11 protein-coding genes are annotated in these 20,222 nt (G+C 38.6%); all 11 read right to left on the reverse strand.

What is annotated here, in order from left to right:
* Positions 1-4: 4 nt before the first annotated feature.
* The 11 genes from KJS44_RS14030 to KJS44_RS14080 all read right to left on the reverse strand — a co-directional run bounded on the left by KJS44_RS14030 (position 5) and on the right by KJS44_RS14080 (position 20,214).
* Positions 5-2,104, reverse strand: coding sequence for an MSCRAMM family protein (locus tag KJS44_RS14030; RefSeq protein WP_008690359.1), 2,100 nt, complete (start codon positions 2,102-2,104; stop codon positions 5-7).
* 4 nt (positions 2,105-2,108) lie between these two features.
* Positions 2,109-10,370: a leucine-rich repeat protein gene (locus tag KJS44_RS14035; RefSeq protein WP_008690358.1), complete on the reverse strand. Its 8,262-nt coding sequence runs from the start codon at positions 10,368-10,370 to the stop codon at positions 2,109-2,111.
* Positions 10,360-11,124 carry a pilin N-terminal domain-containing protein gene (locus KJS44_RS14040; protein WP_008690356.1) on the reverse strand — a complete coding sequence of 255 codons (765 nt, stop codon included), beginning with the start codon at positions 11,122-11,124 and terminating at the stop codon, positions 10,360-10,362. The genes KJS44_RS14035 and KJS44_RS14040 overlap by 11 nt, the downstream gene beginning before the upstream one ends.
* Before the next feature lie 50 nt (positions 11,125-11,174).
* Entirely contained in the window at positions 11,175-12,722 is a 1,548-nt protein-coding gene (locus tag KJS44_RS14045) for a SpaH/EbpB family LPXTG-anchored major pilin (protein WP_008690353.1), read from the reverse strand.
* Positions 12,723-13,325: 603 nt separating this feature from the next.
* Positions 13,326-13,799 (reverse strand): IS200/IS605 family transposase, encoded by a 474-nt coding sequence (gene tnpA / locus KJS44_RS14050; protein WP_008686955.1) that lies wholly within the window; start codon positions 13,797-13,799, stop codon positions 13,326-13,328.
* 178 nt (positions 13,800-13,977) lie between these two features.
* Positions 13,978-15,024: a glycosyltransferase gene (locus KJS44_RS14055; RefSeq protein ID WP_008690351.1), complete on the reverse strand. Its 1,047-nt coding sequence runs from the start codon at positions 15,022-15,024 to the stop codon at positions 13,978-13,980.
* A gap of 101 nt (positions 15,025-15,125) precedes the next feature.
* Positions 15,126-16,028, reverse strand: coding sequence for a collagen-like domain-containing protein (locus KJS44_RS14700; RefSeq protein ID WP_008690349.1), 903 nt, complete (start codon positions 16,026-16,028; stop codon positions 15,126-15,128).
* Positions 16,029-16,114: 86 nt separating this feature from the next.
* Positions 16,115-17,221, reverse strand: coding sequence for a patatin-like phospholipase family protein (locus KJS44_RS14065; RefSeq protein ID WP_008690347.1), 1,107 nt, complete (start codon positions 17,219-17,221; stop codon positions 16,115-16,117).
* A 175-nt stretch (positions 17,222-17,396) separates the two neighbouring features.
* Positions 17,397-17,657 (reverse strand): hypothetical protein, encoded by a 261-nt coding sequence (locus KJS44_RS14070; RefSeq protein WP_008690345.1) that lies wholly within the window; start codon positions 17,655-17,657, stop codon positions 17,397-17,399.
* A gap of 581 nt (positions 17,658-18,238) precedes the next feature.
* Positions 18,239-18,889 carry a threonine/serine exporter family protein gene (locus KJS44_RS14075; RefSeq protein WP_008690343.1) on the reverse strand — a complete coding sequence of 217 codons (651 nt, stop codon included), beginning with the start codon at positions 18,887-18,889 and terminating at the stop codon, positions 18,239-18,241.
* Positions 18,889-20,214, reverse strand: coding sequence for a M18 family aminopeptidase (locus KJS44_RS14080; RefSeq protein ID WP_008690341.1), 1,326 nt, complete (start codon positions 20,212-20,214; stop codon positions 18,889-18,891). The genes KJS44_RS14075 and KJS44_RS14080 overlap by 1 nt, the downstream gene beginning before the upstream one ends.
* Positions 20,215-20,222: the final 8 nt, after the last annotated feature.

The raw sequence follows: 20,222 nt of genomic DNA on the forward strand, positions 1-20,222 counted from the left end.
AATGTTAGATATGCGTTTTCCTCATCCTTTTCTTAAGCACGAACAATACTCCTGCACAGCCAATGATTGCAATTCCAATGAATACTGCAATCCCTGTTCCTCCTGTGATTGGTATCCAGAAGTTCTTATCATTGTACACGACCATATGCACTTCATCACTTTCGCCTACTTCCTTCGTGATGACATATATCTGCTCATCTTCACTCTGCTCTGCTGCTTTCCCATTGACCTTCACAAACAGCTTTCCTGTTCCTTCTTCTCTTGTGATCTCGATCTTGATGCTTTCTTCCAGCAACTTATAGCCTTTTGGTGACTTCGTTTCTTTCAGATAATAGGTACCTGCTCGCAGCTTTTTAATCAACAAGCCTTCTGCTTTTCCGCTTGTATAGCTTGCGATCGCATTTTTCATCTCTGCATCGCTATACAAAGTAAACTCTGCTCCTTCTAAGGCTTCCTTATCACGATTCATTTTCTTTAGATAAACCGCAATTTCTTTTGGTGTATAGGCGTTAGTAAATGAGAATTGTATCTTCTTATCAAGCTTTTCTTCTTGTGCATTGGTAAGAATCTTATATTCCACATTCGTCTGTTTCTCTTCTACCTTATAAGTTTCTTTTTGTTTCAGCTCCCTGAATAGCGCGGTCTGATTTCCTTTTACCTGAAATTCACCCGCTTCATTTGTCTTATATGTACTCTCTGCATCACCTGTTGGAATGACATAGTTCGCATTCTTGACAGCTTCATAAACGTCCCCATTCTTTCTGCTCAACACAAAGGTGAACTTGATATCATCCATCGGTATCTCACCTGTTGTATTCTCAATCAGCTTCGTAACGGATAACGTTCCTTCTTCTTTCATCTCTTCATTCACAAATGGCAGTATTTGCACATTATCGCCTACGACCTTGTTCTCATAGCCTTCATTGCTTACCGGTGTCTTTTGGATATAGCCTGGTTTTACTATTTCCTGTACATTGTATATCGTTCCTGGTTCTATATCTAAGAACATAGCACTCTGATTCGCTTTCAAGGTGAAATGTCCATTCTCATCTGTTGTATAGGTTGCATCATCTACACGTTTTCCACTCACACTATCATACAGTACATACTTTGCATTGCTCCATGCCTTCTTCATATGATCCATCAATAAGAACGTAAATGTTTCATCCGATGTGTTCTTATCGCTCAATGTCTTATTGACCCCAAAGGAAGCAATCGCATTGGTATATTGCACTGCTGTTACCGGTGCCTGTGTCGCTCCGCTTTGTTTTACATCCCCCAATACTCGCCAACCTTCTGCGTTTTCCTCAACGACCTCATAGTCCACATCTGCCTTGACTTCCTTAAAGACAGCATTCTGTCCGCCTTTTAAGGTAAACCTGCCGTTTTCATCGGTCCTTGCTTCTTTTACTTCTTCGCCAGTATCGCTATTCTTGATCGTATATGCCTCATCCGCATATGCTTTCCCTTCCAGCTTCAAGGTAAAGTGAAAGCTATCTTCTCCATCATATACATAACCTTGTGGAAAGGAGATATGCTTTGTTACGATCAGATCCGTTGTCTTCTGCTCAACATATGGCATATATAGATTCACAAATTCAACTCTGGCACCATCTGGTTTGATCGTACCGATGGCAGAGGTCCCCGCTGCCGGAGAAACCTGTTGAAAATTTTCTTGCGGCAGCTCCAAGATCTCATAGGATACCCCATTGCCAACATACTCAAATTTTGCAGTATATCCACCATATAAGGTAAAGTTTCCATTACGATCGGTCATGACAGGTATCTTATTGGTTGTTTCCGAAGATATCGTACCATCCTGATGATTGTATACCTCATCTCCGTTTTCATTGAACACACGGTATTGTTCCTTATTGGCAAGCTTTCCATTTAACTTTAATACGAATTTGAAAGCCACATCCTTTGGTACCTCATAACGATCATCAGCACTTTCTACATGCTTGGTGATAAAGAGGTCAGGAGTCTTATTCTCTTCATTGGTAAAGGTCATTCTCGTTGTTTCCTCTGCCTGTATAGCTTGCGTACCTGCGACCATAAAGAAAGCAGCAAGCAATAGTACGCTGATTCGTTTTATATATTTCATAATATCATGCCCCTTCCTGTGATGGTTGCCATTCGATTTTACCTGGATCAAAGTCCCAAGGGTAATTACGCATAGTACTTGGATCTGTATTACCTGTAAAAATGATTTTTTCAAGATTAGTGCAACCTTGGAATGCAGCACTTCCTATACTTGTTACGGATTTTGGAATAATTAATGAGCCAGTGAAACCATTACATCCATAGAATGATAAATACCCTATGCTTGTTACGGTATCTGGGATTATTAATGAGCCTTTGAATCCGTTACAACCATAGAATGCATATTCTTCTATGCTTGTCACGGAGTCTGGGATTATTAAATCTCCTTTGAAGCCATTACATCCATAGAATGTAGAATCTTCTATGCTTGTTATGGAATTTCCAATTGTCAATGAGCCTGTGAAGCCATTACAATTGCTGAATGCATATTCTCCTATGCTTGTTACAGAATCTGGTATTACTAAATCTCCAGTGAAGCCACTACAATAAGAGAATGCATCATCTCCTATGCTTGTTACGGATTTGGGAATAATTAATTTACCAGTTAAACCATTACAATCATAGAATGCATAATTCTCTATACTTGTTACTTTGTCTGGAATTATTAATGAACTTGATAAATTGCTACAATTAGAGAATACATAACTTTTTATGCTAGTTATTGATTTTGATATTGTTAATGTTCCGTTAAATCCACTACAATTAGAGAATGCACCATTTTCTATGCTTGTTACTGAGTCTGGGATTATTAAATTTCCTGTAAAGCCTTTGCAACCATAGAATGCATATTCTCCTATGCTTGTTACTGTGTCTGGAATTATTAATGATCCTGTGAATCCTTTACATTCTTGGAATGCAGATTTTCCAATGCTTGTTACTGAGTTTGGTATTCTCAATTCTCCCGTAATTTTACTACACTTTTCGAATGCAGCTCTTTCTATGCTTATTATCGTATCCGGCATTTTTATACTTGTAATATTTTCATTGCCATAAAATGCAAGTTCACCTATTGATGTTATAACACGCGGATTGCCTTCATACATTATAACTTCTGGTATTTCTACATCGCCAGTATTTAATACTACAGGTTCTCCTGTATTGGCATCTATTACACCAGTAGTTACCATTTCTTTTGTTAATGTTATCGTTCCTATTGTTTTTAAAGATTTTACTTTCTTAATAGATTCTCCTGTTTGATCATCGGTATAGGTGAATGTTAAATCAAATGTTCTCACATTCTTAGGTACTGTATCTATATTTATCTCATAATCATCATCAGATAATGATACTACCCTTCCATCTGAATAGAGTGCATTTACAGTGAATTTGGATTTATCTACCTTACTGTCTTCTATGAAGTATTCTTCATTTGTTTCTACAGATAGGTCTGCCAGTATGATCGGTGCTTTTGCCTGTATCAACATCATGTTCTTCGTTAACTGCAATGTCTTATCGTTTGTTCCTGATAGGTCGGTTAAGATATATGGTGTATCTTGTTTCTCACTTACCGTCCATGCAGTATCATCTGGTAGATCTAATCCTGCGTATTGATTGCCTTTGATCTTGATCTCACCTGTCGTTCCTGTATTTCCTGTTGCTATTTGTTTATTTGTGGTTACATCATAGATTACATAGCTGATATTGGTTCCTTCTCTGCTTTCTAGGATATCCTCTAAGCTTGTGATCACTTCTTGTTTGGAACGTGTGACCTGTCTTAGCTCGAAGGTGAATTCCTGTTCACTGTCTACATTAAGTGCTTTCGCTATTTCAATTGGTGTCGTACGATTGCTATTGACGAAAGTATTCGCATCTTCGATAGCCAAGCTGCCATTATAGCTATCAGCTAGCTGCAGATATCCGGATAGGATGCCCCATGTATCTTCACTTTCTTCTAAGATTTCTACGATACGATAGCTATCTTTCATTGGATTGCTTGGATTGATCTTAACATCATGCTCTGTGAAATAAATAATTGGATAACCCTTTGCTGTTTTCTCTACCGTTATCTTTCCATCAGCTTTTGTTTTCTGAATGCGATTGTTTATCCAATCATTATCATCCCCTACGATATAAGAAATTTCATTTGCCGGATTCCATACCTTTCCATCATAGCTTTCTACACGGAAGACCAATTGCGAACCTGTAGGTATTTCCTCAGAGCCTAGCCTCATCTTCTTTTGGATGATGGACTTCTGTTGTTTACCTATGATCTGATTCTTGATGATCGCTAATGGCTTGTTCTCGATCGTATCTTGTATTGCACCATCGTTTAGCGGTTCTTTTTGGGTAATCTCGATAAAGCTTGCTCCATCTTTATACAGCTTGTATTGGTCATTTGTACTTTCGCTCAAACGATAGCTGTCACCAGCTGTTAATGTAGGAATGACGACCTGTTTCCATGGTTCTAACGTCAAGGTACTATTGGCATTCCAAGTGATCGTTTCTATCGTGTTGGTTAGTGCATCGGTTACTTGCACATTTTGGGTTTCAGAAGGCCAGATCTTCCAATCACCATTTGCATCTTGTACTTCTAGTTTCAAGGTTACTTTTTCTTTTCCTCGAATGGTAGGATCATTCTTGATCGTTTCAAGATACTGCTCTCCTATTTTATTGACATCCCCATCACCTACGACATATTCTTTTCCGATCAGCAATGTGTTTTCTGTTCCATTCACAAAGGTTACCTTGGAACCTTCTTTATCGATCGTACCTGTCGATGATTCCCCATTTGCCGGGAAGATCTGTGGATAATTGACATCTGGTGTTTCTATTATCTCATAGTTGGTACCTGCTGGTCCCACATCATGGAAGATGATCGTTTGTCCATTCTTGATGGTAAAGGTACCGATATCCGTTGTTGTAGTGGTAGTATCTGGTTCTCCGCTACGTTGTATCGTGAACTCCTTATTCGCATATATTGCACCGTTTACCTTGATGGTCATGGTAAATTCTTTATCGTTGATCGCATTCAATTTTTCTTCTGTCATATCAGTCGCATCATAGCTGACCATCTTAGTAACACGGATCGGTCTTAGGATATAGTCATTGATGATCGTTGCATCGCTCTTTAAGGCATACAGCGGCATCGTTCCTTCTACCGTCCCTTGGATCGCTTCATAGTTATCACTTGTATTATCGATCTCTACGATCTTGAAGGATGTGCCTGCCTCAAAGCCTTTGATCTTTACGGTCTTACCTGCTAATGCAATGCTGAATTTACCTTCATCATCCGTTGTGCCATGCACATCACTTTCTGTTCCATCTTCCTTCAGGATGACCCATTCTGCATTTGCAAATGGTGTATCCTTTGTGAATACCTGGAAAGTAAATGCTTGGGTACAGTCTTCAGCTTTCTGATGGGTAAGTTCTTTCTTCAGATATAGATCTTTCCATTTGTAATAGTTTGTGATGCTTACAGAATTGCCATCATTTACCATCGTTCCTGTTACGCTATCTTTTCCTGCATCCGTAAACCAATCATCGCCTTTTTGTGTTTCTTTGATCTCATATGCTGTTCCTGCAACACCCGGGAACAAAGCTACGATCTCTCCTGCCTTGATCGTAAATTTACCATCTTTATCCGTCTTCAAGACATTCTGATTCAATTTCTTAGGGATACCGCCATCCGTACGCACGCTATCCACGAGCCAGTATTCAGCATTTGCCATTGGTTCTCCATCTGCAAATGCTTGGAAGATGAAGCTTTCTTTCTTGACTTCTGCTTCCTTATCCTTAGGATCGTTTTCCAGCTTCTTTTGCGCATATAATACCGGACGATACGTATTCTTATATGTCCTTATCTGGATCTCATCCTGTTCCTTAGTTTCTATTTCTACTTTCCAGAATGGATTTTCTTCTTCCTCTACCGTCAACAGATTCTTATCCTTGACATCGAATACCGCTTTTTCATCCGCATGCAGATAAAAGCTGCCATCTGCTTCCGTCGCATAGACACGATTGGTTCCTTGGCGTTCCCAAGTTCCATCTATCTTCTTAAATAATTGATATTCTTGTGTGGCATAGGTAGAACCATTATAGCTTGCGATAAAGCGGAACTCACTATTTTGTTTTTCTTTTGGTACATCGCCACCAAATGCTTTTACGATCTCTACTTTTTCTAATTCATGTTGTGATACCTGTACAGAATTCCCGATGACCGTATGCTTTGTACTGGTTCCTACTTTTTCTGAATAATAGGCAGAATTGTTATAAGCATAGACAGCCGTGTCATTCTTATTGGCTGTATTGCTGTGGTCGGCATCTACCTTGGATTCATCCTCATTTGGTGAGATCATATGTATCCGAAAGCTCACAGAGCCCATATCTACGATTTCAAAATCATCACCATTCATCTTCTTGCTTAGGTCTACTGCGACTGCCTTGACATCCGCAAATTTATGATCTTTCAACCACTCTTCTTCTGTATACCAGCCATTCTCTTTCGTCAATATAGAATTTGGAAGCTCTTCCTCTGTTGATATTCTTGCATCTCTATCTGCATTGTAATAGATCACAGGCTTTATCCCTGCTTTCTCTAAGCCTGTCGTGATGATGCCATCAAAGGTTCCATACCACCAGTTATCTTCAAAGTGCTTATCCTTCTCCTGTTGTGAGCGATGCTTTGGGGCATCCTCCAACAGGTCATATACGACGATATTCTTTAAGGTATCCTGTGCATTCCTTACCGTTATTTCATAGGTATAGCCTTCTTTTGGTGCTACGATGGCACTTTCTGAGAAGACCCCGAAGCGGTCATTATCTGCTTTTACCAGTTTCTCGATAGTATCACTATTGGCTATTGCCATATCATCATTGACGCTGGTGTTGGCATACAATACCGTTCTTTCATCCGTTATACCATCCCCATCAATATCCTCTCCCAAAACCTTGTATTCATCTTTTGATAAGGTATCAGGATAATCGCTTCCATTATCCAACATGACCTGATCATCTGTTCCTAACAATGGCTCATTATCCTCTTTTTCTGGCATGAACGCAGAAATATTCGTTGCCGCATTGCTGATGTCGATATCCTTCCATTCATAGTACGCACCAAAGCTGATGCCCCAGCTTTCTGCCCACATGGAATCATAAAAGCCTGATGGATCTGCACCATCATAATGGATATGGAACTTGACCATCATTCTTCCCGTTCCACGATAATTCGTTATGATATCTTCCTTAGAATCGACACTGACCTTGACCTGACTGGTATCCCAGCTCTTTTCATACATCCATGTCATAGCATTTGTTGTCTTTACACGTCCTGCAATGATCTCTACGCTAGGATCATACTTTACGCCATATGGCAACAGATCATAAAAGACGACATCTTTTCTTCCCGGTGAGCGGACCAGATTTGCCTTTAGATAATCAATAGCTTCTGAACCATATAGTTCATAGCCATCATATGCCATGATATCGTATTTCAGATGTACCCTTCCGGTACCTGCATCATTCCAGCTCGTTCCATATTTATAAGATGCTGCATTTTTCTGTACCGAGGTCAGATAAGCAAATGCATTATCACGCATCGGTAAAGTACCATACAATGCTTCGCTCAATTCCTTTAATTCTGGTTCGGCATAGTTAAAACCTATCGTAGCATCGTGAAAATAGCCTTCCTCCTTGCCATCTTGTAAGCTTTGTCCCATGACACCGGCAATATTTTCTAAGGTGAGCATCTGCTCATTATCCTCATCTTTTACCAGCTCTTGAAAGGCCGGCGAATCATGCTGGATACGTACTTTTAGGTCGATTGAACATGTGGAAAGGTAATTAACAGATTCATGTTCTACCTTTACCCTCCATGGTTTTCTATTGATCTGTTCTTCTGTAAAGGTATAAGACATCGTTCCGCTAGCATTCCATGGGATAACCTTGACTTCTTCCCATACTGTGCTGCCTTTGAACATTGCATAAACGATGGTATCCTTTGATTCTTCCGGTTTTGCCTCGCTGTCTTCCCAAGGATCATATCCGGTATCGTTTTGCTTGATGCTTACCTGACTATAGTAGTAATCATCTCCATCTAAGATCTTGTAACTGTCTGTTGAACCGGTATTTGGATAGGCATAGAGAAAATCATCGACGGTCGTCATCTTATAGCTGGCTCCTTCGATACGTTCACCTAATTTACCATCTTCATTGGATGCATGATGGGTGAGCTTATAGCCACGTGTTGAACTGTTTACGTGAAATGGAATGTCACCAATATCGGTATTTTGTTTTCTTGCGGCTTTATAGGCTTCCAAAAAGCTTTTATAGGTACCTCCACCACTCTTATCGACACCGATGATATCGCCTTTGTAGTTCCATGCATAATCACGATATACCCAATTTGCTTTACTTGTTAGCTTTAGATCCTCATCTACTCTATCATATGGATGTAATACGACTTCAACTGTATTTTCAATCAAGGTATTCGGTTGGATCTTATCAGCAGGATAAGCAACGACTACTAGGATATACCCATATTGATTATCATAGTGTATTAGCTTATCTTTGTTCATATCGGAAATTTTATAATAAGCACTATCTCCACGATAATTTATCTTGTTGTAGCTTCGATTGAAGCCAACTACTTTGCCCTCAAGATTTGATATATCTTTTAGGTATAATTCCCATGGCTGAGTTGCACTTCCTGTGACCTGCACTTGCCAAGCTACATATTTATACTTGGTAAAGTTATCACCTTTGTACTCTTGTGGCAGGCTCGTTACGATGCTAGCCAGTTGTTTCTCGGTATAAATACCTGGGTAATAGCTTTTAGCCCCTAAGGTATACGGCGTCTTTGTGACCTTGGAAAGCTTAACTTGTGAATCAATATGTCCCGTTAAAGGAGGCGTTGTCTTTTCTTCTTTTTGATCTTTAAATTGCACAGTGGCGGTTGGTTTTAAGCTCCATGTACTATCATCTACGAATTCCATGATTTGTAGATTCTTATACAATACCTGAAATGCCACATTGGAACCTGATGTGATCTTTTTATAGTTAAAGAACACAAGCTCATTGGTATCTTCATCCAGATAATAATTGAATGGTGTGATTCTGTTTTCTACCGGAGCATCTAAGGTTCCCTGTGGTATTGCGATGCTGGTAGGTAGGATTCCTTTGTGATCCCTATCGTTAGACAATGTAGCCGGTATACGTATTTCAACACTACCTTTTTCTATATCACGATTATTGTGAAATTCTATCTGGTATTTCAATGAGAAATCATTTGTCTTCTCTACATGATATTTATCATTTTGTCCTACATAATACGCATTGAATGCCCAGTCTTCGCTATCTAAAACTGCATACAAAGCTTTTATGAAATCACTATCCTGTGCATTGGCTGCTCCTACTTTTGTACTGTTTAGTTTGTTTAACTGCGCTGTAGTCATTAGTGGTTCTATTTTAGTGATTTTATGACGAATTGTTTTTTCTTCTTGTTTCTCTGATTGCTTGACTTCTGCTTTCTTCGTTGTATTCGTTTCTGTTTTCTTATTCGCGGTCTCTTTTTGCTTTCGCGTTTCCTGCTTCACCGGGTTGTCGGCTTTAGAAGCTTCCTTATTTACTTCTTGTTTTTGTCTTCTTTCTTTTCCTTCTTCAAACGCTTCTACTCTAAATAAAGCTAGTTCTAGTTTACTGCCTTCTTTGAGTTCTACATCTTCTTGCTCGATACGGTATTCCTTGTTCTTCTCCACTAGTTTTGGTTCTGCTTTTTTATTTACTGGTTCTTTCTCATCTTTTTTCTCTTGGATGATCGTATATTCTTTTAGGTTCTTTTCGCTATCGACACTTTTATATTCGATCTTATAGTTACCTAGTTCTACTTCCTCTAGGACATACTCTCCCTTGATGTTTGTCAGGGTATGATAGGCAGCTTCTTTTTCTGGCTTGCCTTCTTTAATCTTATATAAGCGCACTTCGATGTCGGATAGTCCTTTTTCTTCTTTATCGACTTTGGCATTCTTATTATCGTCTAGATACACTTGTCCCTTTACATCTGTATAAAGAGCTCTCTCTTTTGGTTCTGTCTTTGGCTCTTCTTTGACAGGGGTATCCTTTGGCGTCTCTTCCTTTAATGGAGCCGTTCCTAATAAAGGCTGTTGGGTAGGGGCATAGATAGTGGTAGCAGGCTGTCTATTGGTTTTTGTTTCCTGAGCAGCTTCCGGTTTTGCCTTTGGTTCTTCTTTGGCATAAAGAGATGTATTCGTATTTATAAAGAGCATGGATGCAGCTAATAAGATTGCCGCAAATTGTTTTTTCTTATTTTTCATCGTCTAGTTCACTTCCTCTTTTATGCTTGTTGTATAAGATAAACATGCCAAGAGTGGAAAGCATGATGAACAAGATATACAGATCTTTGTGTGTTGTATCTCCTGTCTGTGTGGATGTCGTTTCCTTCTTTGGTTCCTCCTTCTTATCTGTCGTGCTTGTGGATGTTCCCGGTTTATTGGGTTGTGTTGGGATATCAGGATGTTCCGGAGTTATCGGTTTGTTTGGATGTTCGGGGTCTACTGGTAAATTAGGTTTTTCTGCTTCATTTGGTGATGCTTTGGGTTCTACCTGCAGATAATAGCTTGGACCTTGAATAACATTCGCTATTTCCTCATACATTGGCAAGGTCACAATGAAAGGATCAATCGTGCCATAAGATTCCATATCGGATGGCACCAATAAATAGATACCATTTTCAATATTGGTAAAAGACAGATATCCTTTCTCATCTGTTGTTCTCTTTCCTATGGTTTCCTTATCTGTCTTTTGGGTAAGCTCTTTTGCGACCTTTTGTAATTCTTCAGCCGTATCCGGTAAGTGCATATCATATTTCTCATGCAGCGCTGCTTTTCCATCATCGCTCATACTTCCTACCTTATACAGCGTGAATGTGACACCGGCTTTCTCTGCATTTGGAAAATCCTTTAGATGAATGTCGATCGTTCCTCCGACTGCCTTTAGCGTTGTCAGTGTCAACATGAACATGATGAACAGGCTACATGCTTTTTGTAATGCTCTCTTTCTTTTTTTCATCTGCTTTACCTCATTCATTTTCTATTATTTTGATTTATTGCATTTTATCACTATGCCTGTTTCCTACTCTTACTCACCATCACCATGCTGATGACTAAGATGCCTACGCTAGCGATTACCAAAAAAAGCGTAATACCTGTTCCTCCAGTAGATGGTAAAGTAAAACCTTTATGATTCTCTATGGCAATACTAGCAATTCCCCTATCGTTATCCAGTTTTGTGATAAAGGTTCCGCTTGTATCGGTGATCTCTTTATCGTTTACCTTTAATGTAAAGCTACCAGTTGCTTTTTTTGCACTATCTACATCAGCGATAATCTCCACCTTAATCAGTTCTGCTAATAAAGTATAGCCAGTTGGTGATTTTGTTTCCTTTAGATAATACGTACCTGCATCCAGATTATGAAAGTTCAGAATTCCTTTGTCATCTGTACTTGCATTGTTCAACACTTCTTTACCATCAGCTGCTAATAAGGTGAAGTCTGCTCCTTTTAATGCTTGTGGCTTTCCTTCATTGGTGAACTTTTCTACCTGAATTCCAAAGCTATACACCTTTACGATTGCTTTTTCACTGTTTGTAATTTCTCCTGCTTTGTGGTTGTATTGCAAGCTTGCGGCATTTTGATTTCCTTCCTGCCCTTGCTTGGCTTTCTCTGTTACCTGTGCTTCATAGGTGACAATGATTGGTTGCCCTCCGTTTTCTTTTATAAAATCTTCGGCGAAGCTAATGTGCAAATCGGCTTCTTCCCCTGCCGTATTCTCTGCCCTTATCCTATAGGTCATTGAGCCTTCTGCTATTTCTTTATCATTCACCTTTACCGTGATTGGATGCTTGGCATCGTTTTGGATGGCCAAACCATCTTCCATCGTATCGATGATTATGAAGGTCGCCGGTGTGGGATTGCCAAAGAAACTAGCGTCATAATCAGGCATACTGGTCCTTATTTGATATGGTACATAATCGCCTATCTTAACTGAGCCATCACTGGCATCGGTAATGGTCTTATCAAAGGTTACTATCTCATTTTTCGGGTATGCCTCCACATCATAGACCCATGCACTACCTTCCTCATGATTTTGATAGTTATTTGTTGAAGGGATGGCAATTAAGAAAGGTTTACCTAATATGTAATTGTTTGGAGCTTTTGTTTCTATCACTAGATAATAGCCAAGCTTTAAATCTTTAAAACTTACCGTGCCACTGCCATCGCTAGTAGCAGTAGCTAAAGGAGGAAATTGTTCCGCCTTTATGGTAAGTTGTTGGCTTAGCTTTTCTAATTGTGTTGTAGAATAACTACCTAAAGCATCTGGTGTAACATTTTTTAAAACATCTTGAAAAGCTTCCTCAATAACAAAACGCGAAGTGCTTTCTTGTTCAAAACGCATGATTTTATAGATGCTGTAAGAGGCATCCGCTAAGGGATTTCCCTCGCTATCATGCTCATGAAGGGTAAGCGAACCTGATGTTTGCGTAATTGTTGTTTCTTGTTGGAAAGATGTTTCTTTTGCCATTAATGGCAGAGCATAAGCAAACAATCCTTGTATCATCGCCGCAGAAACAATAACTGTCAATAAATGCCTCATCCTTTTCTTTTTCATATTGTTTTCTCCATTTTCTGATATTCACTGACTGGCATAAATGCATATTGTCAAAGGATAGCTTTGTTACCAACATCATGAATATCGTTTTATCTTTAAAAGAACCAATAAGTCCTTTTATAGCCACAATATTGTTTATACGTATCATGATCAGCTTGCGAAATTATGTGAATTATAGTGCTATACGAAGAAAAATGTAGAAAAATGTTTTTACATAAAAGTTATATTTTGTATTTGTTTATTCGTTGTATGTATCTTTTCATTAAAATTATAAGGCGAATTTCTAGAAAATTCAACGCAGTGAATAACCATATCTAAAGCAAACATATGTAAATAAAAAAATGCTTATTTCATGATATTTGATACTTAAGGAATAAAGACAATTGTTTATAACATACCTATCATATAGAAATTAATTTTATTTTTTTTCGAAATTCCTTATCAAACACTTATTATCGATATATTCATTTCAAATATTAGTTTTATTCTTCCTTTTTAATAAATATCCACCAGCTTAGCTGGTGGTTTTTACGTAATCGCCCCAAGGGGCTCAGATTCAGGCTACGCTTACCAGCGTAACAATACGGTCTGGCATTTGCATTTCTATTTCTTATTACCCGTAAACGGGTCTTCTATATCCAGTGTCAATTGTTCACTTAGTTCATCTTCTTTTAATTGATTTTTTATATATGCTTCAATTACTTTGTCATTCTTTCCTGCTGTATCTACATAATATCCTCTACACCAAAATGATCGATTCCTATATTTATATTTCATATTCCCCCATTTCTGATAGATCATAATACTACTTTTCCCTTTCAGAAATCCCATAAATCCTGATACTGTCATTTTAGGTGGGATTTCAACTAGCATATGCACATGATCTGGGCATACTTCTGCTGTTATAATTTTCACACCTTTCCACTCGCATAATTCTCTCAGTATTGCTCCTATTTCTAGTCGCTTTTCTCCATAAAAAACTTTTCTTCTATACTTTGGCGCAAAGACTATGTGGTATTTGCAATTCCATGTGGTGTGTGATAAAGTATGTACGTCATTTAATGGATTATTATTCATTATTTGTCCTCCTTTTGATTTTTATGCAGTTGCCAGACCGCATTCTTATTCTATCAAAAGGAGTTTTATTTTTAAAGGCTCATCGCTAAAGCTCTACGGAACCCCCAGACTATCTGGGGGTTTTCTCATACAAAAAAGTCATTCACCTTTTATGAATGACCCTTTCCCTTGATTATTTTTATTTCATTTCAAAAAATCGCCGATTCTGTTCTACTTCTCGACTCTTAGGCTTATACACTCCGGCCAATTCGTTATATTGAACCGCTCGATCCTTATCCCCTAAACGCCACCAGCAGACACACAATTGAATGGCTGGTATATACCCATAACAATCTTCACGAATAAAAGCACCACTGGTTTCATTCATCGGTACTTTCATAGCACATTCATACCAAAAGATAGCCTCTTTATACTTCGCTCTATCCATAAAATGCTTTGCGATATCGCAACATAACTCGGCATGTGGTACTTCATATTGTAAAGAGCATAAAAAACTTTCTAATGCCTTTTCTTCTTTATGCAAGGCATAGTAACAATATCCCAGCATCTCACAGGCATCAATTTTATTTTCTATCCAGCCGCTATCTTCTTTTAAAAACTTTTTGAATGCTTTAACGGCATCTTTATAGCGCTTATGATAGTATAGCTCTCTGGCATAATAAAACTGTTCCCGCGGATTTAACTTTTTTCCTTTATCCAACATAGCTTCAAAGATGCGCAGATTGCGATTGGCATCACTCACATGCACCTTGCGATGACAGATTCCGATATCGGTATAAAGCAGTCTGCCTGTTAAGGGAATCACTTCATGAATTTCCCCTTCCCATAAATGCAATTCTTCCCGTTTTACCATACGTTCCCGATAATACGAAAAAGAAGGATTTCCATCTTCATCAAACGCCGTATGATATTTCATCATAACGATGGAAACTTTTTTATCTAGTTCTTTTTTTAGTTTCTGTATCTTCTCAATATCCTCATCTTCTACCACATCATCCGCATCCAGCCACATACAATACTCCATACTCGCCTTGGAAAAAGAAAAGTTACGAGCCTTGCTGAAATCATCACACCATGAAAAATCATATAACTTATCCGTATACTTCTTTGCGACTTGCTTTGTCTTATCCGCACTTCCCGTATCGACGATGATGATTTCATCCGCAAATTTCTTTACACAGTCTAAACATCTTGCCAATACATCTTCTTCATTTTTTACGATCATACATACACTGATGCTTATCAACGATATTCATCCCCTCTCTCTCAAAGAAAAGGATAGTTTCCCATCCTTTCACTGTGCATTAGTTATAGACATAATAAGAACTAACGTATCTGATAAATAATCAAATATGCATTTACGGTATGATGATTGCTACAAGATTCTATCGTATTGTGGCAGTCTGATACCAAACGAATGCTATTGTTCGGATGCAATTCTAACATGACACAGCCTCTTACAAATTGGTTTTCGCATACTAATGGCATGCGGGATTCTTCTAACAATTCTTCATTATTAATTTCTAAAGCAAATGCATCGCCATCACATACCGAAGAACTGATTAAAACACCATATTCCGCGATATACGTGCCTTCCTGTTGTGCAGTCAGACTTGTATAATCATTTGAAATCGTAAAGCCATCACTGACATTGCCGCAATCAAACACCAAAGCATCTTGAGGACATAGTGATTTTGGTGTAAATGATGTTAGCGATGCGGATGCATAATGGATGATAGGTGCACTTTCTCCGGCAGGTCCGGTGTTTCCTTGCGGTCCCATAGGCCCTGTTGCACCAGTAACACCGGTTGCGCCGGTATTTCCCATAACTCCTTGTATACCTTGTGGTCCGGTAGGTCCAGTAGGCCCCTGAATACCTGGCACTCCTTGTGGACCGGTTACACCTTGCGGACCTCGAATGCCTTGTAAGCCTTCTCTGCCTTGTTGCCCTTGTAATCCTCTGGGACCCTGTGGACCTCTTGGTCCTCTTGGACCCATGGGACCTGTTGGCCCCATACCTGGCTGAGGGCACCATCCCTCTTGGTTTCGATAATCTTCCATTGGATGAAAATCATCATAAGCACAATTGCCATCCGGATAATCATAATTACCGTTATAGCCAAAATCCGCCTCATTTCCTCTATCATCACAGTTACCATAATCGAAACGGTTTTCATCATTTGGATGATGCTCATAGCCGTAGTCGTTTCCATATCTGTTCTGGTACATAACATTCCCCTTTCCCTTGTACGCTTATCACGTTCAATCCACTATATGCAGGTATCGGGATAGTTGTGCCGATGAAATCGCACAGTTCATGATATATGACCAGAACAAAGAGAATTCAACTTGGCTACTTCATAACCATGGCGCAAAATACGTTCAAAATCATCTTTCTTTACCCGCTCTAAGGTCGTCTTATAAGAACTTACGCGTAATACATCACTTTCCTTTAGCGATGCATGAAGCAATTCTTGTTTACGGGCAAAAGATATATCACAATGACGCAGCATATCCTTCGTTTGACTGCCTATTTGTAAGAAAAGTCCTTGTTTATTTTGCTCCATAAAATCTATTACTTCCTGCTTACGGAGGAGCTGGCTTTGTGTCATACTGATTGCTAATAATCGTTTTAGATTACTGAATGAGTATCCAATGGTTCGCATCTTGTGCTCCAGCTTGTCCATAGATGCATTACTGACAATAAGATAATTAATATCTGGACACAGCTTATTTTGCCCTTGAAAGGAAAAAAGCGGGTCTAAGCCCATATTATCATAAACACCGCCATCCCATAGATGCAGGGTTTCATCTCTTACCCGAACAATCATAGAGCCTGTAACATCACTCCATACATACGCTTTTGTCTTTAATGTATATGGTCCGATGAAAACAGGAAAACCGGCACTTGCACAAATCGCATGACTAAGAGGAAAGCGCGGGCGTTGCACAAAGCTATACTGTGAGCCCATTCGCTTTGCGGATATGCGAAAATCTTTTCCCGTTTCATAAGCAGTTGTATTGATGGTCCATAAAGGAAGTGTCGGGATATCTTGTAAACAGGCCGTGATCTTCCATCGTTTTTCCATGACATGCGCTAACAGATTTGCTTTTTTATTCCAATAATAAGGGGATACAATAAGCCTGCATAAAGCCGTCCATTGAATATCTTTTGTGATAATATCACGTTTCATAGCCGGAAGAACTTTTGATAAAAATGTTACATCGGATGGCCATTGATTATCATTGTTCGCAAAAATCAGACCTACTGCAATACTTGCCCCGGATACACTTGAAATATGGTGAATCCTTTTCAGCAAACCTTGCTCAGCAAGCCATTTTAAGACACCTAAATGAAAGATGGCAGCACGCATACCGCCACCAGATAATGCCAACCCTATTTTCATATCCTGTTTCAACATGATATAGCCCCCTTTATAGTCTATGCCTAGGATTTTGCCAATATGAAAGGACATGGACCATATCGTACATGCTTTACGATGCGCTGATGAAGCATAGAAAAAAGAGGTGTAACCTCATCGACTTGTCAATCTTGTCTATTTCGTTACATCCTCTTCCATGCATTTGCAAATATCCTTATCCTTGCTCTTTAGGAAATAGTGCCTGACGCACATAACGCTGAGCCTCTTCTAAATCATCATTTCTTACATAAAGCTTATATGCTATGCTCATATCATAAGAAGAGCCTTTTATGACTTCTTCCGTATACTCATCATGAACCTTCGTCGTTTTAACGGTGTATTCTATACCATGTAATGCTAACGTATGAGTTACTTTATCCAAGTTTTCTTTCGTATACGTTATAAATACTTCACTGCGATTAAATACATGTAACATCTTCTTCATCTCCCTTTTCTTATCCTTACTATAGTGCTGCAAGTGGATTTGGTTACATAGAAAATCACCTTATGCGTTTCAAAGTATGCTACTTGATCTTTTTTTCTTGTTTGCTGTTGTGACAAGCATACCTACTAAGATCGTAAACGTCTGTTTATCTTCAGCAATCAAAAAGGCATCGTTCATAAAGAAATTTACTTTCCCATAATATTTTTTCGCTTATCTTCGAAATGCCTGTTATCCTATTTTTATTATAACGGTTATTTCCATAAAATGTCAGTAAAACATGATAAATATAAAGCTTTAAATAATGCTATAGTATTAAGATGAAAGAGGCTGTAATAGTTGTTTGATGCATAACCGCTTGATGATGGATTCCTTTATTCGCATTCTATATAATGCATAAATCAATCATGATATATACATGCAAAAGTATTCTTTGGAAGCGAACTCGGCTGTTTTTTTTCGCATACATGTATAAAAATACGATGATTGACTTGCTTTGATCGTAGCATTTTCCTATTGTGCTTTCTATCCTATGCCGATAGAAAAAAGTGACAGATTGCTCCATCACTTATGTATTAGATTACGGCTTCAAACTGCGGCTTGATTTTTTTCTTTGTGATAAAGAAAGAAATGACTAATAACAAATAGGTGATATCAAAATTTGACGGTGATACCAGCTTAATGAAGACACACGCTAAGAGTGTTGCGGCATCGACACGCATATAAAAGCTGCCAAATTGATAACGACGAATGATTCTGCGTTTGATCTTAAAGTTTTGAAAAGCGATAGCCCCGGCAATACAAGCAACGATTGCGTCAATTGCATAATTGGCCAGGTAATCTTTTGTCAACAGATTCTTTAAGAAGAATAAGACCATCGCAATCGCAAATACCATCCAAATACTGCCAATCTGCAGTTTCTCATAATCCTGATTGCGTAATTTCTTTTTCATTTCTTTATACACAGGACCTTTGGAATACTTCGCCACATAGTCTTTCAAATCGCGAGGAATCACAAGTTGTGGCTTTTTCTGTGCCTTCATGCCTTCCATACATTGTTCTAAAGCAATATTGGCAATGATACTTTTATCCAAGTCACTCTTTTTCGTATCCTCTAACAGATAATCATACAACCGATAAAAGGCTTTCTGATAATCTTCATCTAATTTCTTTACTAGATATAAATTATCAATATGCAGTTGTTTTCTTGCCTTTCCATCCGCCATTAGTTCTCTTGTACCTCAATGCTTTCACTATCGGTAATATGTAAATTGGTATTATAGAATGTAGTTAATGCTTTTACCATATAGTAAGAATCTTTAATACCGGCTGTTTCATAAGATGAATGCATTGCCAACTGAGGTAAACCGATATCTACGGTATGCATAGATACTTTCTGACTGGATAAGTTACCTAACGTACTTCCACCGGCTGCATCACTGCGATTAGCAAAGTATTGTACTGGTACTTCGGCTTTTTCACAAATACCGCCAAAGACCGCAGAACTGATAGCATCTGTCGTATATTTCTGATTTGCGCTGAATTTTACAACGATCCCTTTATTCATATATGTACAATTGGTAGCATCTGTTTTTTCCGGATGATTTGGATGTACCGCATGCGCATTATCACAAGAAACCATGAAGCTTTTTGCGACTGCTCGATAGTAATCTTCCTTTGTGAATCCCATGTTGTCATTTATACGCTGTAACACATCGTATAAGAAGGTTGAACATGCACCTTGTTTTGTCCCTGAGCCGACTTCTTCGTTGTCGAAACAAGCAAATACATTTACCGCATGAGTATTCCCTTTACTTTCTAATAATGCTTTTAAAGATGTAATGGCACACTGTAAGTCATCCAGTTTAGGGGATGAAATGAATTCTTCTTTTGCGCCCCAGATAGATGGTGCCATACGATTATACAAATACAGATCACAACCGAAGATGTTTTCTCTGGTAGTGCCTAAAGCATCGGCAATTAATTCATAATAATCATTTTCTGCACATTCTCCTGCGGAAAATAATGGCAATAGATCTACTTGATTATTGTATTTCATACCATTGTTTACATCGCGGTTCATATGGATTGCCACATTAGGAATTAATACAAGATCCTTATCGAAGCTAAGCAGCTTACTGACAAAGGTATTGCCTTCTTTTACTAAGACACGTCCGGCAATGGATAATGGACGATCCATCCATGTTGCACATAACATACCGCCATAGCCTTCTGTATTCAGTTGTACATATCCGCCTTTTCCTTTTAATTCCGCAACTTCTTTCACTTTGAAAGTAGGTGAATCGGAATGTGAGGAAGTTACCTGGAAATGATAATCATCTAAATCATTTCCTATCGCAAAAGCAATCAAACTGGAACCATTGCGTGTCGTAAAATATTTACCACCGCGCTTTAATTCCCAGCTTTCACACTCTCTTAATTCTTCATAACCAGCATTTTTTAACATTGCAGCCATTTCCGCAACAGCATGGAAACAGCTTGGACTTTTTTGAATGAAATCTAACACTTGTTTTGCAGTTTCTTTATACATATATAAGC

The sequence above is a fragment of the Longicatena caecimuris genome (genome assembly GCF_018406465.1).
GTDB lineage: Bacteria > Bacillota_I > Bacilli_A > Erysipelotrichales > Erysipelotrichaceae > Longicatena > Longicatena caecimuris.

Excerpts from the sequence above, each read along its gene's own strand:
- KJS44_RS14700 (WP_008690349.1), bottom strand. The coding sequence starts at position 16,028 with ATGTACCAGAACAGATATGGAAACGACTACGGCTATGAGCATCATCCA.
- KJS44_RS14055 (WP_008690351.1), bottom strand. The coding sequence starts at position 15,024 with ATGATCGTAAAAAATGAAGAAGATGTATTGGCAAGATGTTTAGACTGT.
- KJS44_RS14075 (WP_008690343.1), bottom strand. The coding sequence starts at position 18,889 with ATGGCGGATGGAAAGGCAAGAAAACAACTGCATATTGATAATTTATAT.
- KJS44_RS14030 (WP_008690359.1), bottom strand. The coding sequence starts at position 2,104 with ATGAAATATATAAAACGAATCAGCGTACTATTGCTTGCTGCTTTCTTT.
- KJS44_RS14045 (WP_008690353.1), bottom strand. The coding sequence starts at position 12,722 with ATGAAAAAGAAAAGGATGAGGCATTTATTGACAGTTATTGTTTCTGCG.
- KJS44_RS14035 (WP_008690358.1), bottom strand. The coding sequence starts at position 10,370 with ATGAAAAATAAGAAAAAACAATTTGCGGCAATCTTATTAGCTGCATCC.
- KJS44_RS14040 (WP_008690356.1), bottom strand. The coding sequence starts at position 11,124 with ATGAAAAAAAGAAAGAGAGCATTACAAAAAGCATGTAGCCTGTTCATC.
- tnpA (WP_008686955.1), bottom strand. The coding sequence starts at position 13,799 with ATGAATAATAATCCATTAAATGACGTACATACTTTATCACACACCACA.
- KJS44_RS14065 (WP_008690347.1), bottom strand. The coding sequence starts at position 17,221 with ATGTTGAAACAGGATATGAAAATAGGGTTGGCATTATCTGGTGGCGGT.
- KJS44_RS14080 (WP_008690341.1), bottom strand. The coding sequence starts at position 20,214 with ATGTATAAAGAAACTGCAAAACAAGTGTTAGATTTCATTCAAAAAAGT.
- KJS44_RS14070 (WP_008690345.1), bottom strand. The coding sequence starts at position 17,657 with ATGTTACATGTATTTAATCGCAGTGAAGTATTTATAACGTATACGAAA.